The organism is Pedobacter sp. A2324, from assembly GCF_059693705.1.
On sequence record NZ_JCASSK010000005.1, the window covers coordinates 435,531 to 458,363 of the forward strand.

The following is a 22,833-nucleotide window of genomic DNA, read 5'->3' on the forward strand; positions in this document are numbered from 1 at the left end:
ATATGTCAGTATTAGTATATGTAGAGCAAGCTGAAGGTAAATTTAAAAAGTCTGTTTTTGAAGCAATTTCCTATGCCAAAGCAATTGCCGATCAGCAGTCAACTGGTTTAACTGCCATCTCCATTGGCGATGTGGCCGAAATCGAATTAAAAGAATTAGGTAAATACGGTGCATCGAAAGTGTTGAATGTAAGTGCTGAGCAGTTGAAAACCTTTGTTAACCAGGCTTATGCCAGCGTAATTGCTGCTGCAGCTGAAAAAGAAGGCGCAGATATCATCGTGCTTTCCAACTCTTTCTCAGGTAAAGGTTTGGCGCCACGTATTGCGGTAAAACTCCAGGCCGGTTTAGCAGACGGGGCCGTTGAGCTTCCAAGCACTGACGGAAAGTTTGCCATTAAAAAAACAGCCTATTCTGGAAAAGCTTTTGCCATTACCGAATTGACATCTGCCAATAAAGTCATCGCATTGAATCCGAATGCATTTGGAGTAAAAGAAAATGCCACAGACATCGCCATCGAAAATTTTGCTGCTGATGTAAAACAATCCGATTTAGGTACGGTGATCAAAGATATCGTTCGTGCTTCGGATAAGGTATCATTACCTGATGCTGAACTGGTGGTTTCGGCAGGGAGAGGATTGAAAGGCCCGGAAAACTGGGGAATGATTGAAGAGCTTGCAGGCTTATTGGGTGCTGCAACCGCTTGTTCTAAGCCGGTTTCTGATGCCGATTGGAGACCTCACTCAGAACACGTTGGACAAACCGGGATTGCTATCAGTCCTAATTTGTATATTGCAATCGGAATTTCAGGAGCGATCCAGCATTTAGCGGGTGTAAGCTCCTCAAAAGTGATTGTTGTTATCAATAAAGATCCTGAAGCACCTTTCTTTAAGGTTGCAGATTATGGCATCGTGGGCGATGCTTTTGAAGTTGTTCCTAAATTAATTGAAGCTTTAAAAGCACATAAAGGGTAAGACTGATAAGACCTTATGGGTTTTCAAAACCTGTAAGGTCTTCGTTTATATATGAAAAAAGTTAAGTTAGATATTGTAGGTTTATCTTACAGTCAGACACAATCCGGCGCTTATGCCCTGGTTTTAGGTGAAGTAAACGGACGCAGGCGCCTCCCAATTATTATAGGTGCCTTTGAGGCGCAGGCCATTGCCATCGAAATTGAGAAAATGACCCCAAGCAGGCCCTTAACTCACGATTTGTTTAAATCGATGGCCGATACTTTTCACATCAATATTCAGGAAATCATTATTTATAATCTGGTAGACGGTGTTTTTTATGCCAAACTGATTTGTAGCGACGGGAAAAATACGCATGAAATTGATGCCCGCACATCTGATGCGATTGCTCTCGCCGTGCGCTTCGATGCCATGATTTATACCTATGAGTTTATTCTTGCTTCGGCAGGGATTGTAATTGAAGGTAATGATTTTCTTTTTCTGGAAAATATGGACTCTATTGCCAAAGAACCTGAAGCAGAAAGCATGACAGCCACCGCGCAACAGGGATTTGGGGATTTAACCACTGAAGAGTTGCAGCAAAAATTACAGGAAGCTATTGCCGATGAAGCTTATGAAAAAGCTGCAAGGCTTAGAGATGAACTGAATAAACGGGGAAAATCATAAAACCGGGTGAATTTTCATCTTTTTTAATGAAAACAACCGATAAAATACAGCCATAAATAGAACAGGCCCAAATTGTTTAAAATAATTTGGGCCTTTTTTTAAATATCTTTTAAAATAGTTCTATATTCAACCTTTACTTTCAAAAATCAAACAACACGATATGATGAATGTTAAGTTTCGCTTAACGCTGATGAGCTTTATGCAGTTTTTTGTATGGGGCGCCTGGTTAATTACAATTGCAAATTATTGGTTCGGAACAAAACAATGGGATGGTACACAGTTTGGTGCCATATTCGCGACCATGGGATTTGCATCCTTGTTCATGCCTACCTTAACAGGAATCATAGCAGATAAATGGGTAAATGCAGAAGTATTATATGGTATCCTTCATATCTTATACGCAGCTGTACTCTTTTATCTTCCGCAGGTGGAAAGTCCGAATGCCTTTTTCTGGACCATCTTGATAGCCATGTGCTTTTACATGCCTACCATATCATTAAGTAATTCAATATCATACACCACTTTGAAATCGGGTAACCTTGACGTGGTTAAAGACTTTCCACCCATCCGCGTATGGGGAACGGTAGGTTTCATTGCAGCCATGTGGATTACCAACCTGAGTGGTAGTAAAGCAAGTGCAAATCAGTTCTACATTGCAGGTACGGGCGCATTATTATTGGGTATTTACAGCTTCAGCTTGCCTAAATGCAAACCAAGTAAACTGATATCCGAGAAAGCTTCACTGATGCAAACTTTAGGTCTGGAGGCCTTCAAGCTTTTTGCAAACTACAAAATGGCTTTGTTCTTTATCTTTTCCATGTTTCTGGGTGGTGCATTACAGCTCACCAATGCCTACGGCGACGTATTCCTGGATGAGTTTAAACACTTTCCAAGATATGTAGATTCTTTTGTGGTACGCTATTCTACCATCATCATGTCGATATCTCAGGTATCAGAAACCCTCTTCATTCTGGCGATTCCGTTCTTTTTAAAGCGTTTTGGAATAAAAAAAGTGATGATTATCGCCATGCTTGCCTGGGTGTTCCGCTTTGGTTTGTTTGCCTATGGCGATCCGGCCGGCAATTTATGGATGATTATCCTATCCTGTGTAGTTTACGGTATGGCCTTCGATTTCTTTAACATCTCAGGTTCGCTGTTCGTGGAAACTTCCACTACCCCTAAAACCAGATCTTCAGCCCAGGGCATGTTTATGATGATGACCAACGGATTCGGTGCAGTTTTCGGTAGTCTGGTTTCAGGATGGATGATTGATAAATATTTTACCAGATCATTTTCAAACATACAAGCCACATCAGAATTTGTAGGTGCTGAAAGTACCAATAGCCACCTCATTGATTTTGTAAAAAGTCAGGGCGTTAGCATCCTTGCAGACGGCTCCTTTGATAAAGCCATCCACATGAAAGACTGGCACCATATCTGGCTGTCGTTCACCATATATGCTTTATTGATTACCATTCTTTTTGCGCTGATGTTCAAACACAAACACACCATCGCCGAAGAAAAAGCCATTGATGCCATTAGCCATTAAAATTTTTTATCTCGAAATACGCTCATGTCTGCCGGAAAATATAGAAAAGAACACAATTGCCTAAACTGTGGATCGCATGTAGAAAAACATTATTGCAGCGACTGTGGTCAGCCTAATTTAGAACTTAAGGAAAGCTTCTGGGGCTTTATCAGCCACAGTATCGCCCACTATTTTCATTTCGACAATAAGTTCTTCCAGACTTTAACTCCCCTGCTTACTCAGCCTGGGCAGGTAACGCTAGATTACCTCGCCGGTAAACGTGCACGTTACATCAATCCGGTGAGCATGTACATTTTTGTTTCCATTGTTTATTTTTTGGTGGCTTATTCACCTGAACATAAATCTAAAGAGAAGGAACATGTGAGCGTAGAGACACAAAACAAGCAGAAAGCGGCTTTAGATTCTGTAGACAAACGCTTAGGCGCCGCTGGTATTCTTAAGCATGCCCCGGGCATTGCCAGCGATGTAAGACAAGGCATTAAAGAAGACATTGATAAGGGTACTTTTAAAAGCATGACTTTTAATCAGCAAAGCGCTGTGCTTGCTGATTTAAAAAAGCAAAACAAAGCCAGCCGCTCTGATTCACTTGCCCGCATTATTACAAAGTTCAGTGTAATTCATGATGAACGTAATGATTCTACCTACGAAGCTTACCTTAACAGGCAAAAGCGTTTGCCCCTTTTGGAAAAAGACAACTGGTTTGAGCGCATGATCAAAAAGCGCTCGATTACCCTTGGCGCAAAGTCAGAAGTGATTGAAGAAACCCTGGAGCACAACAGGCCTAAGCAATACTTCCTGCTCATGCCCTTACTTGCCCTATTCATCATGTGGAATTTCCGCCGTAACCACATTTACTACCTTGACCACCTGATTTTTACCATACACGGGATGACGGCTTATTTTATCATCTCCATTTTTACCCAGCCAATTATCAAATACATTTTCGGTACAGACTCCATCATATCTACAATAATAAAAATAGGTGTAGTCGTATGGATTTGCTGGTATATGTTTAATGCACTTAAGGTCTTCTATCAACGCCAGAAAGTAGTGGGTAAAATGCTTATGATTTTTATCCTGTACTATGTGGCCTTCCGCTTAACCGAAATGATCATGCTCAATCTCATCTACTATGTAGCGGTGTAATCTCCCTTTTGCGATTGCACCACTTCTATGCCTTACAGTATTTTTATTTCACCCAGGTATTTGCTATTGCTTCTACTTTTGCGGTCTTCTGATACGAACGCGATGTAAGCATGAACTTTTATACCCGAAAAACGCTCGCCTGCATTTAGCGTTGCTGTTCCAACCTGACGTCGGCACCCGGCAGTTTCAAATTTCGCTTTACGCTGTTCCGGATTGTAGATTACCAGCATCACCCGGTCATCGTATCTATAAGGCCCTTCTTTACTCCAGTTAAAAGTAACTGAACCTTTTTCATTGCTGCTTACTTCAAACTCCGCTGCCATGGATTGCTGTCCATAACTTAGCAATACCTTGGCAGGGTCCATGTAAAATCCTGCATCATCTGTGATCAATGCATTTTTTGAATTGTAGGATTTTGCTGCTAAAAACCCCTGATAGGTTTGTGCATAGCCCTGGAACCCCACCCGCAGAAATTCTGTTAAGGGGTCGAACCATTGCTGAACATATGCAAACTTACGCTGATTTGCGAGTTCCTTTTCTGAAAAAGGGGTATGCCTTTCTCCTACTGTACGAATCACCTGCTGCCCAAATAAAGGGTAGCTTACTACTTTTCCGAGTTTTCCTCTGAATCCTCCGTTGAAGCCCTTGTCTAAAATTCCCATAATCTGTTTTTTTTATACAATCATAGCAATTAGGAATAATATCTGCAAGTTGATTTACAGGGACTTAACCCGGATTTGAAGGGGGGTTAGTACGGAAATGCCCCTACTAACCCCCTACCACCCTCCTATAAATCCCCTGCAGAGCCCCCGCCAAGGCAGTAATTGGGGGGTACCCTGCAATACGTTTGCAATTGTGTAAAAAAGTATTAAAAAACAAAAAAGCCACAGGCTCCATGAACCTGTGGCTTAACATATTATCTGTATTTAGCTTACTTTCTGTCTTTGATATTTACAAAAGGTCTGTCAGTTTCACCAACATAAATCTGGCGCGGACGGCCAATTGGCTCTTTGTTTTCGTGCATTTCTTTCCATTGTGCAATCCATCCCGGTAAACGGCCCAATGCAAACAATACGGTAAACATTTCTGAAGGGAAACCTAATGCCCTGTAAATGATACCTGAATAGAAATCTACGTTTGGATATAATTTTCTGTCGATGAAATACTGATCGGTTAAGGCCGCTTCTTCCAGTTTTTTGGCAATCTCTAATACGGGATCATTGATGCCCAGGTTTTCCAGAATATCATCGCAAGCCTTTTTAATGATTTTAGCACGTGGATCAAAGTTCTTATACACGCGGTGACCAAATCCCATCATCCGGAACGGATCGTTTTTATCTTTCGCTTTTGCGATCCATTTCTCCGTATCACCACCGTCAGCTTTAATCAGTTCAAGCATGTCGATTACAGCCTGATTGGCACCGCCATGAAGCGGACCCCATAATGCTGCTATACCTGCTGCTACTGATGCATATAAATTACAATCTGATGAACCAACAATACGTACAGTTGATGCTGAACAGTTCTGCTCGTGATCGGCATGCAGGATCAATAACTTGTTCATGGCATTAACCACAATCGGATTTACTTCATAATCTTCGGTGCGCTGTCCGAAAGTCATCCAAAGGAAATTGGTTACGTAATCGTATTTGTTTTTAGGATAGATAAGCGGGTTGCCTAATGACTTCTTATAGATGAAAGATACGATAGTTGGTAATTTAGCCAGTAACTTAATGATGGTTAAATTTTGCTCTTCAGCAGTTTGATTCGGCTTTAAACACTCAGGGTAAAATGTAGATAGAGAGAAAATTAGTGAGCCCAGCTGACCCATTGGGTGAGATTTGGAAGGATAGCCGTCAAAAAACTTCTTCATATCCTCATGAATCAAAGTATGTTTGTTGATCTCAGTCTGTAAATTTTCTACTTGTTCTTGTGTTGGAAGATCACCATAGATAATCAGGTAGATAACCTCAAGGAAGCTTGATTTTTCTGCAAGCTCTTCGATTGAATATCCCCTGTATTTCAGGATACCTTTTTCTCCATCTAAAAATGTGATTTTACTTTTTGTCGAACCAGTATTTTTAAAACCAGTATCTAAAGTGACAAAGCCTGTTTGATCTCTTAACTTAGAAATATCGATGGCTTTTTCGTCTTCTGTTCCTGTTATTACTGGCAATTCTATTGTCTTACCATCAACTTTGATCTCTGCAATATCTGACATATTATTGTATTGTGTTTATAGCTTTCTAAATTATATAAAATTAATATACGGGCATAACAAATCTGTTAATTTAATATGAAAATTAAGTCGGTGTGACGTAACAATCATGATTTGATTAAGATTTTCTGCTGTTTTCTTATTTGGTTTTAATCTCCTCTACTACGCTGCCACATTCCAGCATCTCATCACCGTAGTAAGGATTTCTGATTTCCTTTTCCGAAGATAACCAGTCGCCGCCATCCCCTTTGTTTGCCATCGGACAATGTTGTACATAGACTGTGCCTTTTTCAAGCTGACTACTTTTAACCAGTGCAATGATATCCGCGCTAAGTGTGGTGAAATCTTTACGTTGCGCAGTAAGGTCAGCTTTTGAAGCAATCTTTCCGGCAATTAATGCCGTAGGCTCACAGCCAGCGTAACCCGCTAAACTTTTTTCAAGACTTTGTGCTGCCGACTGTGCCTTTGAGGAATCCGATTTTACTAGCGCATTTTTTAGGTCGAAATATTGAGATAGGATCGTATTCTTTTGTGCGTCCCTTATTAAAACATCCCGATTTGCCGTAGCTGATTTAGTGGTAGAATCTGTAATGCTTTCTGATTTTTTTTCTGATTGATTACAGGCAAGTAAAGTGGCTAAAATGGCAATGCCGAATATTTTTTTCATTGTATTTGGTTTTCGGCTCAAAATAGCAATTATAATATTAAATCAATAAAAAAAGCCCTGCAAACTGCAGGGCTTCCCGATTAAATGATGTTTTAATTATAATTTGAAATTATAAGCTAATCTCAAATTAAACTGACCTGTTTTCATGAAATACAAATCTGATGAACTGTTATTCACATATCCTTCGTATTTAACGCCAAGATCTAAACCATTTTTCCATTCGTATCCTAAACCACCAGTGTAGATGAAGTTCATATTGGCGCCATCTTTAACTGCCAAGCCTGATCCAAGCTCGGTAGCCAGGTACATCCTCTCAATTGGAAATACTCTAACACCACCTAATAAAGGGATGAATTCAAATTTCAACGGACTGCCTTTCCATTTTAAACGGGTGTAACCACCAGATGCAGTAACGGCCACAAAAGGACTTAAGTCATACTGTAATCTTAAGTCTGCTCCATAACCATAATCCATTTCCGAACGATCAGGAAATAAGCCATAATTTACGCCAACACCTACTTTGAATGCCATGCCACTTCCTGCAGCTGGTGTTTCCATGGTTTGAGCCTGTAAATTTGAGCTTGCGAAAATTGCAACTGCCGTTGCTGCTGTTGCAAAGAATTTAGTAATGTTTTTCATATTCGATATGTTATTTAATTATTAGGTTTATCATACTTACGCAGAATGGTATCAATCAGATTTATTAATTTTCATTTTTTTCAAAATGTCCTGAAATAAAAAAAGCCCCGCACATGTGCGGGGCTCTGTATAAATGTTATATTTATTACAAGCTAAATCCGTAGGCCAGACGTAAACCAACATAACCTGTGCTTCCACCGTCTCTGGCTAAACCTTCATATTTAACCCCAAGATCTAATCCATTGCTCCATGCATAACCTAAAGCCGGAGAATATACAAATGATGTTCCTGCGCCTTTATTGGTTCCAAAACCGGCACCCAGTTCTGCTAGTCCGTAAACGCCTGATCCTGAATCGTTGAAGAAATATTTGGCACCTACTTTAACCGGGATATAACCGAAATCAGGAACATCAACGCCTGTATTACCAATTTCCTTACCCAGGAAACGGGTATAACCTGCTGTTACCGGAATCGATAATTGTTTATCTACATCAAACTGATAACGTAAGTCTGCGCCTAAGGCCACACCGTATGCATCACTTGTAGGGATACCACCAATAATTCCTATGCCTAGTTTTTGTTTATTTTGAGCGTTAGCATTTGTAGAAATAAATAAAGCTACTACAGCTGCTGAAGTAGCTAAAATTTTAGTAATTGTTTTCATTTTAAGATATCGTTTTATTAGGTAAAATAATATGCTTCACCAATTACAAAGGCTGTGCCAAAAAATCGGCAATTTATAGCAAATAGCTATAATTTGGTCATAAACAGCACTTAAAAGAATAATTTAATTTACTTTAAACCTTTTGCAGGATGAGCTGTTTTAAAAGGTTGGTTTCAGCGCCGGCATCGAGCCAGTTTATGCTCACTCCATCCTTTTCCATCTTTCTAAAAAACGTATTCTGGCGTTTGGCATACTGGCAAATGGCTATACCAAGTTTGTTTCTTAGCTCCTCGAAGTCGAGCAAACCGTCAAGGTATTGCGCGATGAATTTATACTCCAGGCCATAAAATACCAGCATATCAGTGGGAATTCCTTCAGCAAGCAGCACTTCTACTTCGGCAATCATTCCCTCATTGAAACGATCATCCAGCCGCTTTAATATTTTAGAACGCGTCAGGTTGACTTCACCCTTCAATCCGAAAACAATGGGTCTCAGTTCAGGGCGGGCAACTACCTCAAGTGTGTTCGATTGCAGGAACGCTTCTATTTCAATTGCACGGATTAGCCTCTTCTTTGAAGACAGATCCACGAGTTGCAGATTCTGGCTCTTGCTAATCATGACCTGAAGTGTTTCTTTGGAAAGAAGTTCGAGTTCTTTCCGGAGTGCGTCGTTCACCGGGACAGCGGTGTAGGGTTGGTTTTGAAGCAAACTATGGATATACATTCCGGTACCGCCGCAAAGCACAGGGATTTTACCTTTAGCAGAGATGCTTTCAAAAGCCTGATAAAAATCATTCTTGAAAGCATCCACGTGGTACCGCTCCCCCGCATCCAGTATATCGATTAGATGATAAGGAATGTTTTGATTGTTGATCACATACTCGTTCAGGTCTTTTCCGGTACCGATATCCATTTTACGAAATACCTGCCGGCTATCGGCGCTGATGATCTCGGTGCCTAAAGCCTGGGCAACCTGAACGGCGAGCCGGGTTTTTCCTGAAGCCGTAGCACCCAGGATAATAACCAGGTTATAATCTTCCTTCATCACACCTCCATATAAATTTTAAACTACCGGTATTGAATACTTCCTTACCACTTACACAAGCATCCTTTTTGAGTTTACGGTTCCCTTCATCATCAAGGCAAAAATACTGCGGGGCAATGGCGTTGATAAATTTGAAATTCAGTTTTTCATACGCCTCTCCAGCCGACCAGTCGCGATCTGCGTAGCTCATGATGTCATTTGGCTGATATTGCGCTTCGAAATGTTTCAGGAGCTTACTTAGTCCACCCGTTACGGAATGGCCAGCCTGTACCGCAAAACGAATGAGCTCTGCTGATTTATAATTTTCACTGTGCTTCATTCTGCGCAAGGCCGAGAAGGTGGCCACGGCAACGAGGTTGTCCTTTGCAAATAAACCCAATTTGTAACGGCTGCTCACCGTTCCCTGCAGGTGATTCTCGTTCAGAAATTTATCTGCTACTGGTTTATCCAGTTTGATGACGCGGGTTTTCCGGCCATAGATCCGGATATTGTCGCCGAGAAGGGATTTTATTCTGGCTAAAACCTGTAGCGACCGGTTTAGCCATACATCCTCCCACAGATGTATGCATCTTTTTTGTTGAAGAAAATAACTTTGCTGCAATTGGATAAGCTGATCAACTTCGAAGTTATTATTTAAGGGGACCAGATTCAGAAAAAGCTGATCAGTATGGATTGCGAGCAAAATGAAACCGTCTTTATGGACTAACCGGCACGCTAAACTTTCGTTCTCCAGTGCAGATTGTAATTGTGAAATCCAGTAGGTTGCTGTTTGGGCGGGTGTTGTCAATAGTGTCAGTTTATCCGGTGACTTTCAATCACCGGATGCAAATTTAAGAACAGAATCTTAAATCCACTCTTTTTCCTTAAACTTTGAATGGGCTATTTCGACAAGGCTTTCCACTTCTTTGCGTTTTGAATCGTCTAGTGTGTTCGTTTTTAAGCCAGATTGCTCAGGACTAAACTCAATAAGCGCTTCATTTCCTGCTGAAAATGCTGTGGAGTTTATCTTCAGCTCTACCTGATCTCCACTGATATAGATACCGGCAAAAAATCTTTCTGTACTGGTTTTACCGTTTTCTTCCACATTCTTTTCACTGTATAGATCGTAACCTGATTCAGAATTTTCATGTACAGTATATCCACGTGATGCGTAGGGTTGTAATCCAGCCCTGATGGTTTGAAATATTTCGGTAAGATCGGTTTTCATAGCTTATACTTTAAGTACAAAACACCATAAAGTAGTTTTTGTTTAGGTTTTTAGCCTTGCAGCCACCATTTTGCCGTAGGCAAATATTTGTTCAGGTTGATAGTTTCTCCCAGCCGTGGGGTCACGATGGGGAAGTTTAAATCTTCCGCAGCCGCCACTACCCTTTTTACGGGCTCATCCCAGCTGTGCATGGCTAAATTAAATTTCGACCAATGTACGGGCATCAAAACTTTTGCTTTTAAATCTATTGCGGCCTGCACCGTTTGTTCCGGGAACATGTGTATATAAGGCCAGTAGGCATTGTACTGTCCGCATTCCAGCAAGGCCAGATCGAAGGGGCCATACTGATTGCCAATTTGTTGGAAGTGGGCGTCGTAACCCGAATCTCCCCCCAGGAATAGTTTCGACTGCTTAGATTGAAGTATGAAAGCCGACCACAATGTTTGGTTGCGCCTGAATTTTCTACCGGTGAAATGCCGGCCGGATACCGCAGTAAACTTCAGGCTATCGAATAAACTAACCGACTGCTCCCAGCATAATTCGTTAATTTTTGAAGCCGGTACACCCCATCTTTCCAGGTGTGAGCCTACCCCTATAGAGGTGACGATGGATTTACTATTGGGTGCGATTTTTAAGATACTCTGATAATCGAGGTGATCATAGTGATCGTGGGTGATAACAAGTACATCGATATCCTTAAAATCAGCAGCCTGTACAAAACCAGTGCCCTTGAAAGCTTTGCTCCCTATGAAAGAAAATGGTGAGGGGGTTTCGCTGAAAACAGGATCAACCAGAATCCTGTATCCGTTAATTTTAATCAGGTATGATGAATGTCCGAACCAGATCAGTTCCACCTCATCCCCGGCGGCTTTACCGTTGAGATCGGGCTTTACGAATGGAAGCGGATTTGACGGGGTTTTATCTGGGTTCTGATCAAATAGAAAAGCCTTCAATAGCGTAAAAAAGCTTACACCTTCGGGTTGCATTAGGGTAGGCGATAGATTTTGCAGTGCGCCATCCCTGTAATTTGATAAATGGTGAATTTGATCAAGGCGTGTACCTTTGGGTAAGCGGCCGAAAACCGGTAGGTTGAGCACTACGAACACCGCTAGTGCCAGGGTTAGGACTATATAGACAAAAATCATCTTAAAATTTTAGAGCGCTAATTTATATAAATAGAAACTAGCTTTTCGTCAGCCCAAAGCAAAAAAAGCCCTGATGAACTCAGGGCTTTGAAAGGTATTATTTTGGGTTTTGTTTATTTTAATAACCACATGATCTGGTTGTTGTCGTCATTTCCACCGTACTGACTGGCAATAGCCGCAGCAAGGTTGACTGAATTATAACTCAGTTCGTTTGACGGATACATCCATCGTAATGGTAAACTGGTTGATGGCGTGTTTAAGTTCGTTAAGGTATTGAGCTTAAATACAGGGTAACCTGTTCTGCGGTTTTCGAACCAGGACTGGTATTTATTTCCCTGCAGAAAGCTGGCCACATATTTCTGCGTGATCACCTGACCAATCTGCTGGTCGGTAGTACCTGCCAGTGCTAATGTAGCCGGAAAGGTATCAATGTACGTGGCATCCATTTTCATGTTGTGGTGATAATCGGCCAGATCGGGTGTATTGGCCGCAATGAAAGTCATCGATGATTTAATTCCATTGGCGTAATAGGTCTGTGCCGGTGTCCCAGAGATCCAACCACGAAGGGTTGCCTCGGCCAAAATAAACTGCAGGTCCCAGTAGTTGAAAACCCCTACCGGTTCAGCATTTACCAGATTGGTATAGCGGTTATTGATATCTGCATAGTCTTTGCCTACCCTGATGGTTTGCAAAGCGGAAAAGGCATCGGATGGCTCTACACCCGGATAGGCGGCCTTATCTGACTGGGAAACCCCGGCAGTTATTTTGATGGCCGAGGGTTTAGCATAATAAAACAAACGCCTGTCGTTGGTAACCTTAAGCGGTTCAAGCAGCACATTGCTAAGCATGGTATAGTTTGATTTCACAAAGGAGTTTCCTGAGCCCGCGGGTACATCACTCCAGGGATAATTTTGTCCGGCTGTAGCATTATAGGCCAGTGCGAAATTATCGTTGTAGTCTCTCATCAATAAGCGGTTTGCCACAATGTCTTTAAAGCGATCGGTAACCTTTAGGTCTGCATCGCCGGTTTTTTTGTAAAGATTCATCAGCACATGTAGCTCAAAACTATTCGTTAAGCGACGCCATTTTTCGGTGCTTCCAGCAAAGATCGGATCGCCCTCAAATGTTGCCCCTTCGGCAAATAAGGCGTTGGCCTGATCAAGCTCATTGAGGATGCCCAGGAAAACGGTTTTTTGTGCATCGTATTTGGGTTGCAAAATCCCGGCCGACTCTCCTTTTACTGCTTCTGTGTAAGGGATATCACCCACCTGCATGGTGCTGATGAAAAACTGCCATGCCCTCACAAAGTGCCCAAGGGCTTGATAGGATTTTCTCAATGCATCGCTGGTGGCATAATTCTCCATCGGGGTGATATTTCTTAACACGGTAATGCGATCAAAATCCGTGCGGTTAAGGCGATTGTATTGAAAGCCCTCCTGCCCTTCTCCCCAGGTGAGGTATTTGCCCAGTAGAAAAGGCTGCATAAATGCTTTTGTGGTACTGATGTCGCTCCGCGTAATGCTCAGGATCATGCTGGTGGCCAACATTGCTGAATTGACTTCAGTGGTTGAATTTGGATTGGTATTAATGGCTTCAAATTTACTGCAGCCACTGCTTATTGATATCAGTACAGATAATAATAAGGTATATTTTAAAAATTTACTTTTCATAACATCTTTTTAAATATGGTTGATCATTAAAAGCCAACTTTAACATTAAATCCAACCATTCGCATGGATGGTGAGTTGAGGTTTTCCGTATCCACATCCGGGTCAGAATACTTAAAGTTTGTCCACATGAACAGGTTTTGGCCGGTTAGGGAGAATGAAGCATTCTTTAAGCCTAACTTCTCTGTAAGTTTTGCTGGCACATTATATCCCAAAGAAATTTCACGAAGTTTTACAAAACTGGCATTCTGAAAACCGAGGTCTCCGCCCCTGAAATTCTGTGCATAATTTTGATATCCGACCTGAACATCGTTCACAGCGTATTGTCGCGTATCACTTATAATCTGACCATATTTATCGAAGGTTACTGTGCCGGAAACGACCTTTACGCCTGTGCCAACGTAATTGTTTAATTTATTTACTACCTGATCGTAACGGTATTGATTATCAGTTTCAGGCGCAGTTCCGGTATCGAACATTTTATCATAGATGTAGTTGTACATCCAGCCTCCTATACGGCCATCAATATTAATGCCCAGCGACCAGTTTTTGTAGCTGAAATTATTGATGAAACCAAAACTAAAATCAGGATCGGTATAACCCAGCACTTTCGAATAGGTACTTTTTACAGGCACACCGTTCTGGTGAATAACATTTCCACTTGGATCAGTTAACCAATAGGTTCCCGTATAGCTATCCAGTCTTTCGCCTTTTGCCGTCCATAAATTGTCAGGCGAATACTTGCTGTCCAGGTCGACAAAATACCGGTGCTGGTTCGACCAGTTAATGGTAGAATTCCATTGGAAATCGCTGTTTTTGATTACAGTTCCGTCCACTGTGATTTCCAATCCGCGTCTTTCATAGGTTTCGCCGAGGTTGACTAATGTTGTAGAGAATCCTGAAGTAGCGGCAATGCTTGCACTAGCCTGTCGATTATAATAAAGCTTATTAAAATAAGCCACATCAAAATGCAAGCGTCTTTTAAACATATATCCGGCCGCACCAATTTCATAGGTTCTTTGTGAACTTGGTAATAGATCAGACCCTAATAATGATGAAGGGTAGTTCGCAGAGTTAAGTGTATTCCATGCTGAAGTTGTAGTACCGTATGTCCTGTTGATGGCGTACGGATTAAAAGCCGTTTTAAATATAGCCCATGAGCCTCTAAGCTTGAACATATCAATCACCTTGGGCAGATCCACGAGTTCTGAAACGACTACACTTGAGCCTAGGGATGGATAAAAATAAGATCTGGAGGTTTTTGGTTGCGACGAATTCCAATCATTTCTGCCGGTAAAGTCAAGAAATACAGCATCCGCATACCCAATTGAGGCCCTTCCAAACAAACTGTTGAGTTGTTGGCTATTACCTCCCTGTGCAACAGTCGGAGGTTCAACCGAACCTGCAACTGAATAGAATGTTGGAGAAATCAATCCGTTTTTAGTTGTCGCTTCTAAAATTTGATTCTGGAAATAAAAAATAGTCCCTCCTGCTAATGCGTCAATAGTAACTTTATTTAGTTTCTTTTTATAATTGACTATCAAATCATTATTAGTACTAAATCCCACTGAATCACGTATAGAATACATCCCTTTCGCATTCCAGCCGCTACCGTTTACGGCTCCACCACGTGTACTGAAGATATTTGCTGTTGGATTTCGGAAGGAAGTTTTATTATTATAATTATCGTATCCTATTCTTGCCAATACACTCAAATCTTTACTGATGTTATAGGTGGCTGTAACATTTGCATTTACGGTGTTGTTCTGTATTCCATTGAGTTTTTCGTAAGCAATCAGGTATGGATTGTCGTACCAGTTGGTGTACATCCAGTTCTGGGTTTTATTTGGGACTTTCCAGTAGTCCTGGTAATCACGGATGTCATACTCTGTTCCCGTCCACATGACCAGCTGATAAAGATAACCTTGATTATTGTAACCCGTTCCCCATACCTGATCTGCCCATCTCTTGCTCACGCCCATGTGTCCTTCCAGTTTAAATTTGTCACTCAGCTTCATTTCACCAGCCATGGTTAGATTGACCATATTTAAATTCTGGTTCGGAAACTGGCCTTTGTTATAAATATCGTTTAAACCGATTCTGAAACTCCCATTCTCTCCCGATTGGGCGATGCTCAGATTATTGTTCAGTACGATACCATTAGACATAAAGTTCTTTAAATTGTCTTTTCCCTTTGATACCAATGGCATATTATCTTCAAACTGTTTTGTTACCGGATTCCAATCCCTGGCGGTGCCGCCCACATCCAACTTTGGTCCCCAAACATAATCGTTGTCAATTACGCCATTCTGACCGCGTGCATAAGAACTTTGTACATCGGGTATGGCCAGATATCCAAGAGAGGTCATGGTATTGCTATTAAAATCAACAGAGAATCCTTTTCCTGCCGAACCTTTTTTAGTCGTAATTAAAATTACTCCCCCTGGCGCTCTTGAGCCATATAGTGCTGATGCTGTTGGTCCCTTCAAAATGTCCATACTCTCGATGTCATCAGTTGGGATATTTCTTAGTGACATATTCCGATAAGGCACACCATCAATAACCAATAAGGCACCTTCACCACGTAGCTCAATCGTAGGTCGCGCATTAAATTCAGTGGAGTTTTTAACTACCAGTCCCGAAACTCTTCCAGTTAAGGACGTGCCGACGTCCACACCTTTCACGGTTTGCAAATCTTTTCCGCCAACCCTTTGTACTGCATAGCCCAGGGATTTCTCCGATCTTTTGATGCCAAGTGCGGTAACCACCACATCGGTTAAGTCGTTGGAAGCCGGCTGAAGGGAAATGCTGTATTCCCGCTGACTATCAATAGCAACTTCTTTGGCAGTATAACCGATATAGGAAACCACCAGGGTGACACCAATTGGTGCGTTGATGGTAAATGCACCGTTTCCATCAGTGGTAGCGCCTGTTTTGGTACCCTTGATTAAGACACTGGCCCCTACAATAGGCTGGCCGTTTTCATCCAGCACTCTTCCTTTTATGGCTTCAAAAGTCACGTTAACAGGCGTTTCCGTTTTACGCTTCAATACAATAGTTTTATTGAATATTTTATAGTTGAGCGGCTGATCTTTGAAACAGATGTTCAACACCTGTTCAATAGACATTTCCTTTACATCAATGCTCACCTTTTTGGCCCTTTGCAGCTCAAGGTTATCGTAAAGAAATACATACTCGCTTTGTTTTTCGATGGAACGAAAAACAACATCGATAGATACATTCTTCTGCTTCAGCGTGATGTTCTGACTATAAACACTGGCGCTAACCTGGCAAAAAGAAGCGAGTAAAATGATTGCAATTAGCTTCATTACAATTAATAGTTGTTTTGTTCTGCTTGCTATGGACGATGCCACATACAAGAATCTACTTAAATTCATACCTTTGAATTTGGGTTTTAAAACATTATGGCTTAGATCAATATTGTTTTCCTGCAGCGGAACTATCCGTGCAGGCATGTAGATCCCGAAAATCCGACGGGGAGTGGTACGAACACTTCCCGTTCTTTATTTTGAGATCAGCTTGGTGTGAAGGGTATTTTTAACTCATAGTTGTTGGTTATTTAATGATTAGTTTGGTTTTGGTTCTTTATTTAGGATTAATTGTTATTCTTCCGTTTTCAATCCGGCAATGTATGCCTGAGTAAGCCAGCATTTTAACCAGGTCTTCGGCGCTGGAGTTCCTGGGGATTTTACCTGTGTAAGCTTTTATTGGTATCTCACCATTGTAAATCACCTCCACATCGTACCATCGGGAAATCTGCCGCATAAAGGATTTCAGATCAGATCCGACAAACTGAAAGTAACCGTTTTTCCAGGCGATTACAGCCTCCGCGTTTTCTATAGGTAGTACTTTCATCTTTTGAGCGGATTTGTTAATACCGGCCTGTTCGCCAGGGTGCAATATTTCAGTTTTTGTATGGTTTTTGATTTCCACTGCGCCTTCGAGTAAAGTGGTACGCTCTTCATCTTCGTCGCTGTACGTATTCACATTGAAATGGGTGCCCAGCACTGTGATTACCGACTGGTCGGTGTGTACCACAAATGGCTTCAATTTATTCTTTGCTACCTCGAAGTACGCCTCACCTGTTATCGATACGCTTCTATTGGCACTAGTAAATGCAGTTGGGAATGTGATGGAAGAGCTGGCATTCAGCCATACCTGACTTCCATCGGTTAAAATTAAATGATACTGTCCTCCCCTTGGGGTCGTAATGGTGTTATTGGTAACGGCCTTGTTTTTTAGTGCGTTTGTAAAGCGATAGGTTACTTCCCCGCCGCTTGTCTTGGTAATGCTCACACCATCTTGCTGTGCCAGGCGGCCTTCGGCGCTTTCATTTAATATAATCTCCTCCCCGTTACCCAGTTTTAAAATGGCATTGTTCCCTCCCGGCTTAACCTGATGTTGGGCAGCGAGATCGGCAATGGGTTTAATTTGCGGGTGTGTGGGCTTTTGTAAGTATAGATACAAGCCACCAAGTACAATGATCAGCAACGTTGCCGCCCTTGCGAAAAGGGGAAATGACTTTCTTAGGATTTGTTTCTCTTTTGGTGATACATTTTCCTGATTAATGCGGTTGATTACGTTCGTGTAGATTTCACTCTTAATCGAGTTGAGATCAGCTTCATTTGATGAAAATTCTTCTCCCTCTACACTGGCGTACCAGTCTTCAACCAGCAATTTTTCTTCGGTGCTTGCAGTTTGATTGTTGTATTTCCTGATAAGTTGTTTGATGTAATCGTGTTCCAAAACAGTCGCTTTTATTAGATATACCCTGAAACTTTAGAAAGTACTATAGCCTTGCCAAAATTTATTCAGTTTACATGTGATACTAAATGCAAAGGGGCATCCTGTGATGAAAAAACACAGGGAAGGTTAAGACATATATCTGGCAACCATCAAAGCGAGCAGGGCAAGTGACGAGTCGTAATCGCTCACACGCAGCCTCAGGCGCTGATAGGCAGATTGGAGTTGGTTTTTAATGGTTTGTTCGGAAAGGGAAAGTTCTTCGGCAATTTGCCTGATGGACAGTTCATCTTCTTTTTTCATGAGGTAAATTGCCTTCATCCTTGCCGGCATCTTCATTACCTCATCGTCGATGATCGTCTTGAGTTCCTTTTCCAAAAGAATGTTCTGCGACTGGTGATCCGCGCGAATCCCGCTGGAGGATACTTTGTTGGCGTAACGGAGTTTTACATCATCCTGTGCGTAGAGTTTTAATGTTTTGTTCTTCAGGACGGCATATAGATAAGCCAATACACTGCCTTCCGTATCGAGCAAATCAATCTTATCCCACAAACAAACGAAAACTTCCTGTGCGAGGTCTTTAGCCACGTCAGTGTCGTTTACTTTTTTGTACGCATGATTAAAAATAATGTTCCAGTAAGCATCGAACACGAGCTGAAATGCCTTGCTCTTATTTAGCTTAACCAGGTAGAAAAAGTTACTTTCTAATTCCTTATACATATCCAATTCACAATGAGTTTAAAAAACACGTGTTTATTACAGTTTGGGTGTAAAATGATATTATAAAGGGATGGGGTTTACAGGTATTCATGATCGCTTTCAAATTAAAGGAAGTATCATTAAGACAGTATTAACCCATCGTAAACTTAATAAATAAAATTGGAATCAGCTAGTCTCAAAAACAAAAGGTATAAAAGTATCTCCTGGTTTTTTAGAGATACTTTTATGGGATTAATAATCGTCGTTTAGAGCAAATACGGGTTTTCTGCTCATCCACTTGCCGCCGGTAAAGTCGGGGAATTCGACTGTTTCATTGCCTAACTCAATCGATTGCTCACTTAACGGTGTAATGGCGCTCCATGCTGCGGCGTCATATATATCCAGCGGAGTAGCTTCGTTGCGTTTTGCTGCTTCGATAAATGCATGGATCACAAAAAAATCCATACCCCCATGACCAGCGCCCTGGGCATCGTTACCGTACTTTTTCCAGAGTGGGTGGTCATATTTATCTAACCACTCTTTGGCATTATCCCAGGTATGGGGTTTGCTCACCCCTTCTACGTAAATACTCTTATTGATGTCCATCCAAAGACCTTTGGTACCCTGAAACCTGAAGCCAAGGGAGTAAGGACGCGGCAGATTGGTATCGTGCTGAAGAATAATGGTTTCGCCGTTTGCGCAGTCGATTGTGGTGGTCACGATGTCACCCAGTCTGAAGTTGACTTTTGCATTCGGATGAGCTGCGCCGCCCTTATCTACAATGTAATTATGGAGACCACGGGATTTTGTAGCGAAGGAATTAAGTTTAAGGAACCGGTTACCCCGGTTGATGTTGATGCATTGTGCCACCGGCCCGATGCCATGGGTAGGATATAAATCACCATTGCGGTAAACCGAATGATTGGTTCTCCAACGCGCTTCAGAGAAAGCTTTTTCGCCAAACTCAACACCATGCCCGTAGGGGTTTACGCCATCATTAAATTTCACTTCCCTCAAATCGTGCTGGTAACCTCCCTGTAAATGCAGCATTTCACCAAATAAGCCCTGGCGAACCATGTTCAGTGCAGCCAATACGTCTCGGCGGTAGCATACATTCTCAAGCATCATCACATGGGCATCAGCTTTTTCTGTTGCGTGCACCACGTCCCAGTGATCCTGCAGATTAATTCCCAAAATCACTTCGGTAGCGATATATTTAATCCCGGCATCAAGGGCGCCTAAAATCATGGGTTTATGTAATTCCCATGGTGTAGCGATGATAACAGCCTTAATATTTTTGATTTCCAGCATCTTTTTCCAGGCATTTTCATCACCTGTAAAAATCCTGGGCATTGGTTTTCCGCTTTTAGAAATGATGGCTTTACTCATCTGAAGCATTTTGTCATCTACGTCGCAAATGGCAACCAGCTCTACATCATCCCGCCTTAATATCAGGCTTAAATGATTTTGCCCCCTCAGGCCTACTCCTATCATCACCACCTTTATTTTGCCATCAGCCTGAGCAGCAAATAGTGTTTGATCAGGAATGGTAGCGATAGCTGCGGTGGTTAATCCGGCATTTCGTACAAATTCTCTTCTGTTCATCTTTGTGTTGTTTTTGTTGATTTTTGATTCTCCGAATGTATTCATATTTTAAAGCGAACGGAAAGAAAAGACTTTTAAATAAGAACGCAAACGTTTGATTAATATGTAAATTAGTAAGTATAAGAATTTAATGTACTTTAGCTGATAGAATGCGATCAAAGCCAACAACCATCAAGGAAATTGCGAGAATGTTAAATATTTCTCCATCAAGTGTATCCAGGGGATTACATGATCATCCCAGTATTGGTGCAGTAACCCGCGAGAAAATTAAACAGCTTGCCAAGTCGTTAAACTATGAGCCGAACCATGCGGCTATACTTTTTCAGAAAGGCAAAACTTACACCATTGGCGTCATTTTACCTGAATTGTCTGAGCACTTTTTTTCTACTGCAATATCGGCCATTGAAGATGAGGCAATGAAAAAGAACTATACCGTAATCTTTGCCCAGTCGCATGACGATTACGACCTGGAGGTGAAACTGGTGGAAAAAATGAAAAATCAAAGGGTGGATGGACTGCTGGTATCCATTAGTAAAGATACCTCAAAGTTCGACCATTTTGAAAAGTTAAATACGTTCAATATCCCAGTGGTGTTTTTCGATCGCATTCCCCCTTTTAAAAATGTGCATTACGTAGCCTGCAGTCTGGAGAGTGCCACAGTGAAGGCCGTAAATTACCTGTTGAAAAAAGGCCACAGAACAATAGGTTTGATAAATGGCCCAACTACCTTGTACGCGAGCGAAGAGCGGAAGGAAGGATACATTCAGGCGATTAGTTATAACCGATTAAAATTTGATCCCACCCTGGTGGTTAATTGCGATTTAACGGAAAAAGGCACTATAGCAGCTGCGAATGAATTTATCAACCACAAGCGGAAGCCAACAGCTATTGTGGCCTTTAACGATTATGTTGCCTTATTTTTAATCAAATATTTTAAAAAGCTGGATGTGATCAATGATTTTGATGTAGTGAGCTATGCGAATTTACCATTCATCAGTTACCTCGACCATTCGCCGGTGGCTTCCGTAGAGCAGTACCCCTATTTGCAGGGACAAAAAGCAGCGAATATTCTGCTGGATCTGATCAGTAACCCCAATGTAGAGAATCAGGCCTATTTCAATACAATAGTAGAATCTGATTTGGTGGTGAACAACGAAAATTAGGTTCGTCAAACGTTTGCGCTAACTTTTGTTTAAACTTCCCGGCAGCAGATTAAAGTGTCGTTTAAATGCGGCGATAAAATGTTGCGGGTTTTTGTAACCCACTAAAAAGGATACCTCATTTACTTGTCTTCGCTCCTGTTGCAGGTAGAAACGGGCTTTCTCCATCCTCAGTTTATATAGGTATCCAAAAACCGTAAATCCGGTGAGCGCCTTAAAACCTTTCTTTAGCTTAAAATCGTTAATGCCCGCTTTACGCGAAAGTTCGATGAGTGAAAAAGGTTTCTGCAGGTTGTCCTCGACAATTTTTCTGGCAAGGAGTATTTTCTTTACGTCATCCTCTTTGATACCGGTAACCTGCACATCCTTTGGTTTTGCGGGTAAAAGCAACAGACTCATGATTTTCGATTCCAAATAAATCCGTTCGGCCCTGCCGGTGTAAGCATAATTGCTCATTTGCTGCAGTAATGCGTGAACTTCCAAAGGGATCTGCTCACCGGAAAAGCAAAAATAATGACCAGGGCATTCCTGATTTGTTATTTTTTGATGGTATTCCGGTGTGAGTTGCATGTAAACGAGTTCAGCATTTTTTGCAACCTGGAAATCCAGTTGAGTCATTTCACATAATGTGCTGCTTCGCTGTTGACTGGGGGAATAAAATAACGTTACGGCCTGATGGGGCTCGTGGAAATTAACTTCGCCTTCCATACAAAATACATAGCTGACCTGTTGATCAATACTTCGCAAACTAAACTCTGCTATGTCCACGGTTTTGATACTGACCCTGTTGAGCTGCACCCCTTCAAACCATTTTTCCGACCATAAAATCTGGTAGTCCGGATTATTTATAGTTGTTTCATTTTTCTGGATATCCATGTCTGTTTCAAGATGAGATGCATGAATGTTACTGTAAATGACTTTTCCTGTTTTGCGTGCTGAAAGCTGAATCTCCATTTGTTTTAATCCGTGTGACGGCATTAATTATCCGTTTGGCGTTATCTCCTTTTTGTGATTATGCACAAAT

The 22,833-nt window shown here is 41.6% G+C and carries 20 protein-coding genes; 5 read left to right on the forward strand and 15 right to left on the reverse strand.

What is annotated here, in order from left to right:
* Positions 1–2: 2 nt before the first annotated feature.
* The 4 genes from AC570I_RS17025 (at position 3) to AC570I_RS17040 (ending at position 4,329) form a co-directional block, all read left to right on the forward strand.
* Positions 3–971, forward strand: coding sequence for an electron transfer flavoprotein subunit alpha/FixB family protein (locus tag AC570I_RS17025; RefSeq protein WP_497406431.1), 969 nt, complete (start codon positions 3–5; stop codon positions 969–971).
* A 51-nt stretch (positions 972–1,022) separates the two neighbouring features.
* Positions 1,023–1,634: a bifunctional nuclease family protein gene (locus AC570I_RS17030; RefSeq protein WP_047800464.1), complete on the forward strand. Its 612-nt coding sequence runs from the start codon at positions 1,023–1,025 to the stop codon at positions 1,632–1,634.
* Between the two features lie 163 nt (positions 1,635–1,797).
* Positions 1,798–3,183, forward strand: coding sequence for a nucleoside permease (locus AC570I_RS17035; protein WP_047800752.1), 1,386 nt, complete (start codon positions 1,798–1,800; stop codon positions 3,181–3,183).
* A gap of 24 nt (positions 3,184–3,207) precedes the next feature.
* Entirely contained in the window at positions 3,208–4,329 is a 1,122-nt protein-coding gene (locus AC570I_RS17040; protein ID WP_497406432.1) for a DUF3667 domain-containing protein, read from the forward strand.
* Between the two features lie 32 nt (positions 4,330–4,361).
* Here AC570I_RS17040 and AC570I_RS17045 read toward each other — a convergent pair whose 3' ends face one another.
* The 14 genes from AC570I_RS17045 to AC570I_RS17110 form a co-directional block, all read right to left on the reverse strand.
* Positions 4,362–4,991 carry a DUF6266 family protein gene (locus tag AC570I_RS17045; RefSeq protein ID WP_497406433.1) on the reverse strand — a complete coding sequence of 210 codons (630 nt, stop codon included), beginning with the start codon at positions 4,989–4,991 and terminating at the stop codon, positions 4,362–4,364.
* 269 nt (positions 4,992–5,260) lie between these two features.
* The gene (locus AC570I_RS17050) at positions 5,261–6,550 is read right to left on the reverse strand and encodes a citrate synthase (RefSeq protein ID WP_047800462.1); all 1,290 of its coding nucleotides are present in this window, start codon (positions 6,548–6,550) and stop codon (positions 5,261–5,263) included.
* A 136-nt stretch (positions 6,551–6,686) separates the two neighbouring features.
* A complete protein-coding gene (locus AC570I_RS17055) occupies positions 6,687–7,214 on the reverse strand; it encodes a DUF3347 domain-containing protein (RefSeq protein ID WP_497406434.1) in 528 nt (175 codons plus the stop codon).
* A gap of 96 nt (positions 7,215–7,310) precedes the next feature.
* Positions 7,311–7,853 (reverse strand): hypothetical protein, encoded by a 543-nt coding sequence (locus AC570I_RS17060; RefSeq protein WP_047800460.1) that lies wholly within the window; start codon positions 7,851–7,853, stop codon positions 7,311–7,313.
* A 145-nt stretch (positions 7,854–7,998) separates the two neighbouring features.
* Positions 7,999–8,517: a hypothetical protein gene (locus AC570I_RS17065; RefSeq protein WP_047800459.1), complete on the reverse strand. Its 519-nt coding sequence runs from the start codon at positions 8,515–8,517 to the stop codon at positions 7,999–8,001.
* A gap of 133 nt (positions 8,518–8,650) precedes the next feature.
* Positions 8,651–9,562 (reverse strand): tRNA (adenosine(37)-N6)-dimethylallyltransferase MiaA, encoded by a 912-nt coding sequence (miaA, locus tag AC570I_RS17070; protein ID WP_497406458.1) that lies wholly within the window; start codon positions 9,560–9,562, stop codon positions 8,651–8,653.
* Complete coding sequence (locus AC570I_RS17075; protein ID WP_497406435.1) at positions 9,546–10,349, reverse strand: hypothetical protein; 804 nt, start codon at positions 10,347–10,349, stop codon at positions 9,546–9,548. Before AC570I_RS17075 ends, miaA begins: the two co-directional genes overlap by 17 nt.
* Positions 10,350–10,406: 57 nt before the next feature.
* Entirely contained in the window at positions 10,407–10,769 is a 363-nt protein-coding gene (locus AC570I_RS17080) for a hypothetical protein (RefSeq protein WP_497406436.1), read from the reverse strand.
* Between the two features lie 50 nt (positions 10,770–10,819).
* Positions 10,820–11,914, reverse strand: a complete 1,095-nt coding sequence (locus tag AC570I_RS17085; protein ID WP_497406437.1) for an MBL fold metallo-hydrolase — start codon at positions 11,912–11,914, stop codon at positions 10,820–10,822.
* A gap of 113 nt (positions 11,915–12,027) precedes the next feature.
* Positions 12,028–13,584, reverse strand: coding sequence for a SusD/RagB family nutrient-binding outer membrane lipoprotein (locus AC570I_RS17090; RefSeq protein WP_497406438.1), 1,557 nt, complete (start codon positions 13,582–13,584; stop codon positions 12,028–12,030).
* A 26-nt stretch (positions 13,585–13,610) separates the two neighbouring features.
* Complete coding sequence (locus tag AC570I_RS17095) at positions 13,611–16,979, reverse strand: SusC/RagA family TonB-linked outer membrane protein (protein WP_497406439.1); 3,369 nt, start codon at positions 16,977–16,979, stop codon at positions 13,611–13,613.
* A gap of 208 nt (positions 16,980–17,187) precedes the next feature.
* The gene (locus tag AC570I_RS17100; protein WP_497406440.1) at positions 17,188–18,348 is read right to left on the reverse strand and encodes a FecR family protein; all 1,161 of its coding nucleotides are present in this window, start codon (positions 18,346–18,348) and stop codon (positions 17,188–17,190) included.
* Positions 18,349–18,474: 126 nt separating this feature from the next.
* Entirely contained in the window at positions 18,475–19,065 is a 591-nt protein-coding gene (locus AC570I_RS17105; RefSeq protein WP_497406441.1) for an RNA polymerase sigma factor, read from the reverse strand.
* Positions 19,066–19,296: 231 nt separating this feature from the next.
* Positions 19,297–20,649, reverse strand: a complete 1,353-nt coding sequence (locus tag AC570I_RS17110; protein WP_497406442.1) for a Gfo/Idh/MocA family protein — start codon at positions 20,647–20,649, stop codon at positions 19,297–19,299.
* Between the two features lie 149 nt (positions 20,650–20,798).
* Here AC570I_RS17110 and AC570I_RS17115 point away from each other — a divergent pair, with 149 nt between their 5' ends.
* On the forward strand, positions 20,799–21,812 hold the full coding sequence (locus AC570I_RS17115) for a LacI family DNA-binding transcriptional regulator (RefSeq protein ID WP_497406443.1): 1,014 nt from the start codon (positions 20,799–20,801) through the stop codon (positions 21,810–21,812).
* Between the two features lie 18 nt (positions 21,813–21,830).
* On the opposite strand, the gene AC570I_RS17120 is transcribed toward AC570I_RS17115, so the two are convergent.
* Positions 21,831–22,787 carry a helix-turn-helix transcriptional regulator gene (locus AC570I_RS17120; protein WP_497406444.1) on the reverse strand — a complete coding sequence of 319 codons (957 nt, stop codon included), beginning with the start codon at positions 22,785–22,787 and terminating at the stop codon, positions 21,831–21,833.
* Positions 22,788–22,833 lie beyond the last annotated feature (46 nt).